This is a genomic window from Streptomyces bikiniensis (genome assembly GCF_000716625.1).
GTDB classification, from domain to species: domain Bacteria; phylum Actinomycetota; class Actinomycetes; order Streptomycetales; family Streptomycetaceae; genus Streptomyces; species Streptomyces bikiniensis.
In genome coordinates this window covers 21,182-27,254 of the sequence record NZ_JNXJ01000059.1, presented here as the reverse complement: position 1 = coordinate 27,254, position 6,073 = coordinate 21,182, and the positions used below count along the sequence as shown (strand labels likewise).

Sequence of the window (6,073 nt, the reverse complement as noted above, 5' to 3'; positions counted from 1 at the left end):
GCCACGGGCTGGGCCCCCAACCAGCAGAAGTACGCCACGGCGACCAGCGTCACCGGCACCTGGAGCGGCCTCAAGGACATCGGCAACTCGACCACCTACCGCTCGCAGACGGCGTACGTCCTGCCGGTCCAGGGCACGTCCGGCACCTCGTACCTCTACATGGGCGACCGCTGGGGCAACTCGATGGGCGGCACGGTCAACGACTCCCAGTATGTCTGGCTCCCCCTGAAGTTCCCCACCAAGACGACCATGACCATGGACTACTCGCCCCGGCTCACGATCGACGCGGCGGCCGGCAAGGTGAGCGGCATGAACGCGGTCTGGGAGACCCTCTCGGTCCGCAGCAGCGGCAAGTGCGCCGACGTCGCGAACTTCGACTCCGCCGACGGCGCCCGGATCGTCCAGTGGGGCTGTGGCGGCGACATCAACCAGCAGTACTGGTTCAAGAACGTGGGCACCAGCGGCTACGTCCAGATCATGGCCCGTAACAGCGGCAAGTGCCTCGAGGTGGAAGGCGCGTCCGCCGACGACGGCGCGGCGGTCGTCCAGAAGACCTGTGGCTCCCTGAAGTCCCAGCACTGGAAGATCGAGCCGTCCGGTGACGCCGGCTTCAGCCGGCTCGTCGCCCGGCACAGCGGCAAGTGCCTGGACGTCTCGGAGTACTCGTACGCGGACGGCGCGGCGCTCGACCAGTGGACCTGCAACGACGGTCAGAACCAGCAGTGGGACCGGGCCACCGTCTGACGGTGGCGCTCGCTCGGGTGCCCCTCCATCCCCGCGGTGGAGGGGCACCCGAGCGTTCCGGCCCGCAAGACAGGTCTCCTCGCATGTCACACCGAGACAACAGGTCTGAACCGAACTTCACGGTCCGTTCATTTCTGATGGGTGATGTTGATGTCTGTTGATTAATGGGCGAGGGGAGGATCGCAGACGCCTGGCCGTGACGGCCGTGCACTCCCACACGTCCTCCGAGGAGACCTCGTGCAGCTGTCCCGTCCCCTGCGTGCCGCCCTCGCCGGCACCCTCGCGGCAGCGGTGCTGTCGCTTGCCGCCTCCACGAACGCCGCCGCCCGCGGCGAGGAGCCGTCGTCCTCCGGCGCCCCCGGTATCGTGAAGCGTCCCAAGTCGCTGGTGATCGGCATCGACGGTGCGACCTTCGCCTCGTTCGCCAAGGCGGAGATGCCGAGGGTCAAGAGCCTCATGGCCGACGGCATGACCGCCACCGGCAACCTCTACGCGAACCCGATGGCCCCCACGTCCTCCGGCCCCGGCTGGTCGTCCCTCGCGACCGGAGCCTGGCCCGACAAGCACAAAGTCGTCGACAACAGCTTCAACGGCGCCCGTCCCGACCTCTACCCGGACTACGCCACCCGTCTGGAGAACGCCGACCCCACCCTCGACACCCTGGTCGTCGGAACCTGGGCGCCGATTCGAGACACCGTCTTCGGGCCGGCCGTCGACACCCGCCTCGGCGGCGTCAGCGACGACGACACCACGGCCACCGCCGTCGCCCGGCTGGGGGCCACCGACGTGGAAGCCGCCTTCGTCCACCTCGACGAGGTCGACGGCGCCGGTCACTACTACGGCACCGGTCACCGGGCCTACCTGGACGCCCTCAACAGGGCCGACACCCGGATCGGCCGGATCCTCGACGCCGTCACCGCCCGCGCCGCGTACGCCGAAGAGAACTGGCAGATCGTCGTCACCGCAGACCACGGTCACCTGCCGAACGGCGGACACGGCGGCAACAGCCCCAGTGAGCGGCAGACCTTCGTCATCGCCAAGGGCACCGGTTTCGCGCCCGGTTCGGTCCGCCACGACGTGAAGGTCACCGACGTCGCTCCGACCGTCCTCCGCCACTTCGGGGTCGCCGCGGACCCGGCGTGGCAGCTCGACGGCACGGCGATCGGCGCCCTGGCGCCCGACGATTTCGACGCGCTGCGTCCGGCCCTGAACACCCGTGTCGACGAACTCGCCCTGCCCTCCACCCTCAAGGGCTGGACGGCCACTTCGCCCAGCGGCTGGACCATCGACAACTCCGCCATGCCCGCCGGCGGCGTCACCGAGTGGAGGGGCTGGTCCTTCGCCACCGACGAGTTCTGGAGCAACACGGACCTGGGGCAGGGGCGCGAGACCAACGTCCGGGCGCGCGACGTCTTCGCCGTCGCCGACTCCGACGAGTGGGACGACAAGACCCACGGCGCCGGCCCGTTCGACTCCACGCTCACCAGCCCGGCCTTCGCCGTGAGCGGCGGAGCGCTCGCGACCGTCTCCTACGCCACCACTTACAAGGTGGACGGCCCGCAGACCGGAGACGTGCACATCTCCTTCGACGGCGGCCCCCGGCAGCTGCTGCGCTCCTACCGCGCGGACCACAACGCCCACGAGAGGCTGGCGGTCGACGTTCCCCCCGGCGTCACCACCGCCCGGCTGCACTTCCACTACACCGGCACCAACAGCGCCTTCTGGACGATCGACCAGGTGGGCCTCACCCTCTGATCGCCCTGGCTGGCCTGTCCGCTCGGAAGCGGAGAGGCGTGCGCCGTGCCGACGGTGTCGTCGAAGACCGAGTCGGCGCGGACGCCCCGTACTTCCTGAGAGGCGAGTCGCCCGTTGCCACGTGCGGGCGCGGGCCCGGCTTCAGGCCGGCTTGCGCCAGACGGAGACGTGTTTCGTGGAGTCCTGGGTGAACGGCGCGCCGTTCCAGTCCGCGACGCGGCGTTCCGGCTCCAGTCCGGCGATCCGCGCCATCAGGTCCAGCTCCGCGGGCCAGGCGTACCGGTGCCGGGAGCTGCCGCGGCGGTAGCGGCCGTCGTCGCCGTCGCGGGTGAGGTGGTGCGAGACGAGGAGCTGCTCGACCAGGTCGAAGGTGTCGAAGCCGAGGTGCCGCTCGGAGACGTCGAACGGCACCGCGATCTGTCCCGGCGGCAGGAACCGCAGGGGCGGCACGCCCAGTTCGACGACGAACCGGCCGCCGGGCGCCAGGTGTCGCGCGGCGTTGCGGAAGCACTCGACCTGCTCGTCCTGGGTGAGCAGGTTCGAGATCGTGTTGTAGACGAGGTACACCAGGGAGAACGTGCCGGGGACGACGGTGGTGGCCATGTCCCCCAAGGCCACCGGGAGCGTCTCCTCGTCCACCTTGCGGCGCAGGACCGCCGCCATGTGCTCGGACAGTTCGATGCCCACCACCGGCACGCCGCGCTCCCGGAGCGGAACCCCCACCCGCCCGGTCCCGATGGCGAACTCCAGGGCCCGGCCGTCTCCGGCGAGCTCGGCGAGGAAGTCGAGGGTCGGCCCGAGGACGGCGGCCGAGAACATCTCGGCGTCCTCGGCGTCGTAGCGGTCGGCGGTCTCACGGGTCCACGGTTCGCTGCTCGTCACGGGGCGTCAGACTGCCAGGCGTGTGCGGCGCTGTCGACGCGTTTACGTCCGGGGCGCGGGGAGGGCGGCCGACGGGCCCGGAATCTGTCCCCGGGCCCGCCGGCCGCCCCGTTTCCCGTACGGCGAGAGGCTACGCCGCGTCCCGTACCCTTCCGGTGAACTCCGGGCCCGGGACGAGCTCCCAGGAGCCGTCGAAGAGGGACAGGGCTGCCCGCAGGGACTCCGTCGGTTCCTTGAGGCCGTCCGTGACGACGGGGACGGTCAGCTCCGCGGTCGTCTCTCCGGCGGGGACGGAGAACCACAGGGGGAGACCGCCCGGGACCGCCTCGGACAGGGGAGGGGCGGCCGGGTCCGGGCGGCGGGGGAGCCGTCCGGGCCGGGCGTGCCGCGGTCGGACGACGGGCGGTGCCGTCCGGCCGCGGGGTGAGGGGGATCAGACCAGGTCGAACCGGTCCAGGTTCATCACCTTGTCCCACGCGGCGACGAAGTCCTTCACGAACTTCTCCTTCGCGTCGTCGCTCGCGTAGACCTCGGCCAGCGCGCGCAGTTCGCTGTTGGAGCCGAAGACGAGGTCGGCGCGGGTGCCCGTCCACGTGACCGTGCCCGTCGCGGCGTCGTGGGCCTCGAAGAGGTCCGCGTCCCCGGCCACCGGCCGCCAGACCGTGTTCAGGTCGAGCAGGTTGACGAAGAAGTCGTTCGTCAGGGTGCCCGGGGCCGTGGTCAGGACGCCGTGCTTCGAGCCCTGGTGGTTGGCGCCCAGGACGCGCAGGCCGCCGACGAGGACGGTCAGTTCGGGGGCGCTCAGGTTCAGCAGGTTGGCCCGGTCGACGAGGAGGAACTCGGCCGGGAGCCGGCTGCCCTTGCCGAGGTAGTTGCGGAAGCCGTCGGCCTTCGGCTCCAGGGCGGCGAAGGACTCGACGTCCGTCTGCTCCTGGCTCGCGTCCACCCGGCCCGGCGTGAACGGCACCTCGACGTCGAAGCCCGCGTCCTTGGCGGCCTTCTCGACGGCGGCGGAGCCCGCGAGCACGACCAGGTCGGCGATCGAGACCTTCTTGCCGCCCTCGGCGTCGAAGGAGGCCTTGACGCCTTCGAGGACGCGGAGGACCTGCGCCAGCTCCTCCGGGTCGTTGACCTCCCAGTTGCGCTGCGGCTCCAGGCGGATGCGGCCGCCGTTGGCGCCGCCCCGCTTGTCGCTGCCGCGGAAGGAGGAGGCCGCGGCCCAGGCGGCGGAGACCAGCTGCGCGACGGTCAGGTCCGAGGCGAGGATCCGCTCCTTGAGGGAGGCCACGTCGGCGGCGTCGAGGAGCTCGCCCTCGCGCTCCGGCAGCGGGTCCTGCCACAGCAGCACCTCGGAGGGGACCTCCGGGCCGAGGTAGCGCGAGACCGGGCCCAGGTCACGGTGCGTCAGCTTGTACCAGGCGCGGGCGAAGGCGTCCGCGAACTGGTCCGGGTTCTCGTAGAAGCGCCGCGAGATCTGCTCGTACGCCGGGTCGAAGCGCAGCGACAGGTCGGTGGTGAGCATCGTCGGGAGGTGCTTCTTCGACGGGTCGTGGGCGTCGGGGATGATCGCCTCGGCGTTCTTCGCCACCCACTGGTGGGCGCCGGCCGGGCTCTTGGTGAGCTCGTAGTCGTACTCGAAGAGGTGCTTGAAGAAGTCGTGGCCCCACTGCGCGGGGGTGGTGGTCCAGGTGACCTCCAGACCGCTGGTGATCGTGTCGCCGCCCTTGCCGGTGCCGTGGGAGTTCGCCCAGCCGAGGCCCTGCGCCTCGATCGGCGCGGCCTCGGGGTCGTCGCCGACGCTCTCGGACGGACCGGCGCCGTGGGTCTTGCCGAAGGTGTGGCCGCCCGCGATGAGCGCGACCGTCTCCTCGTCGTTCATCGCCATCCGGCGGAAGGTCTCCCGGATGTCGCGGGCCGCCGCGACCGGGTCCGGGTTGCCGTTCGGACCCTCGGGGTTGACGTAGATGAGGCCCATCTGGACCGCGCCGAGGGGCTCTTCGAGCTCGCGGTCGCCCGTGTAGCGCTTGTCGTCCAGCCAGGCGGTCTCGGGGCCCCAGTAGACGTCCTCGTCGGGCTCCCACACGTCCGCGCGGCCGCCGGCGAAGCCGAAGGTCTCGAAGCCCATCGTCTCCAGGGCCACGTTGCCGGTGAGGATCAGGAGGTCGGCCCAGGAGAGGTTCTGGCCGTACTTCTTCTTGACCGGCCACAGCAGACGGCGGGCCTTGTCCAGGTTGACGTTGTCCGGCCAGCTGTTGAGCGGCGCGAAGCGCTGCTGGCCGGCGCCGGCGCCGCCACGGCCGTCGCTGATGCGGTACGTGCCCGCGCTGTGCCACGCCATCCGGACCATGAGGGGGCCGTAGTGGCCGAAGTCGGCGGGCCACCAGTCCTGGGAGGTGGTGAGGACCTCGGCTATGTCGCGCTTCACGGCCGCCAGGTCGAGGCTCTTGAACGCCTCGGCGTAGTCGAAGTCCTCGCCCAGCGGGTTGGCCACGGCGGGGTTCTTGGCCAGGATCTTCAGGTTCAGCCGGTTCGGCCACCACTGGTTGTTGCCGCCGCCCTGGGTCGGGTGGGCGGCGCGGCCGTGTGCGACCGGGCAGCCGCCCCCGGCTTCGTCCAGTTTCGCGTCCACCACGATCGCGTCGTGGTTCTCGGGCGCTTCGTTCTCGGGCACGCGGTTCTCAGACATCGGAAT

At 71.0% G+C, this 6,073-nt stretch carries 4 protein-coding genes; 2 read left to right on the top strand and 2 right to left on the bottom strand.

The genetic code is table 11. From position 1 onward, the window contains the following. Together OO47_RS30600 and OO47_RS30595 are read left to right on the top strand one after the other, a co-directional pair. Positions 1–744: RICIN domain-containing protein (locus tag OO47_RS30600; RefSeq protein ID WP_030222451.1), on the top strand; the 744-nt coding region annotated here is incomplete at its 5' end. Positions 745–981: 237 nt separating this feature from the next. Further along, positions 982–2,499 carry an alkaline phosphatase family protein gene (locus tag OO47_RS30595; RefSeq protein ID WP_051716384.1) on the top strand — a complete coding sequence of 506 codons (1,518 nt, stop codon included), beginning with the start codon at positions 982–984 and terminating at the stop codon, positions 2,497–2,499. Positions 2,500–2,640: 141 nt separating this feature from the next. Here the strand turns inward: OO47_RS30595 and OO47_RS30590 are convergent, their stop codons facing one another. Both OO47_RS30590 and katG read right to left on the bottom strand, forming a co-directional pair. After that, positions 2,641–3,381 carry a class I SAM-dependent DNA methyltransferase gene (locus tag OO47_RS30590; RefSeq protein WP_030222457.1) on the bottom strand — a complete coding sequence of 247 codons (741 nt, stop codon included), beginning with the start codon at positions 3,379–3,381 and terminating at the stop codon, positions 2,641–2,643. Between the two features lie 433 nt (positions 3,382–3,814). Next, positions 3,815–6,067, bottom strand: coding sequence for a catalase/peroxidase HPI (katG, locus tag OO47_RS30585; RefSeq protein ID WP_051716385.1), 2,253 nt, complete (start codon positions 6,065–6,067; stop codon positions 3,815–3,817). Between the last annotated feature and the right edge of the window lie 6 nt (positions 6,068–6,073).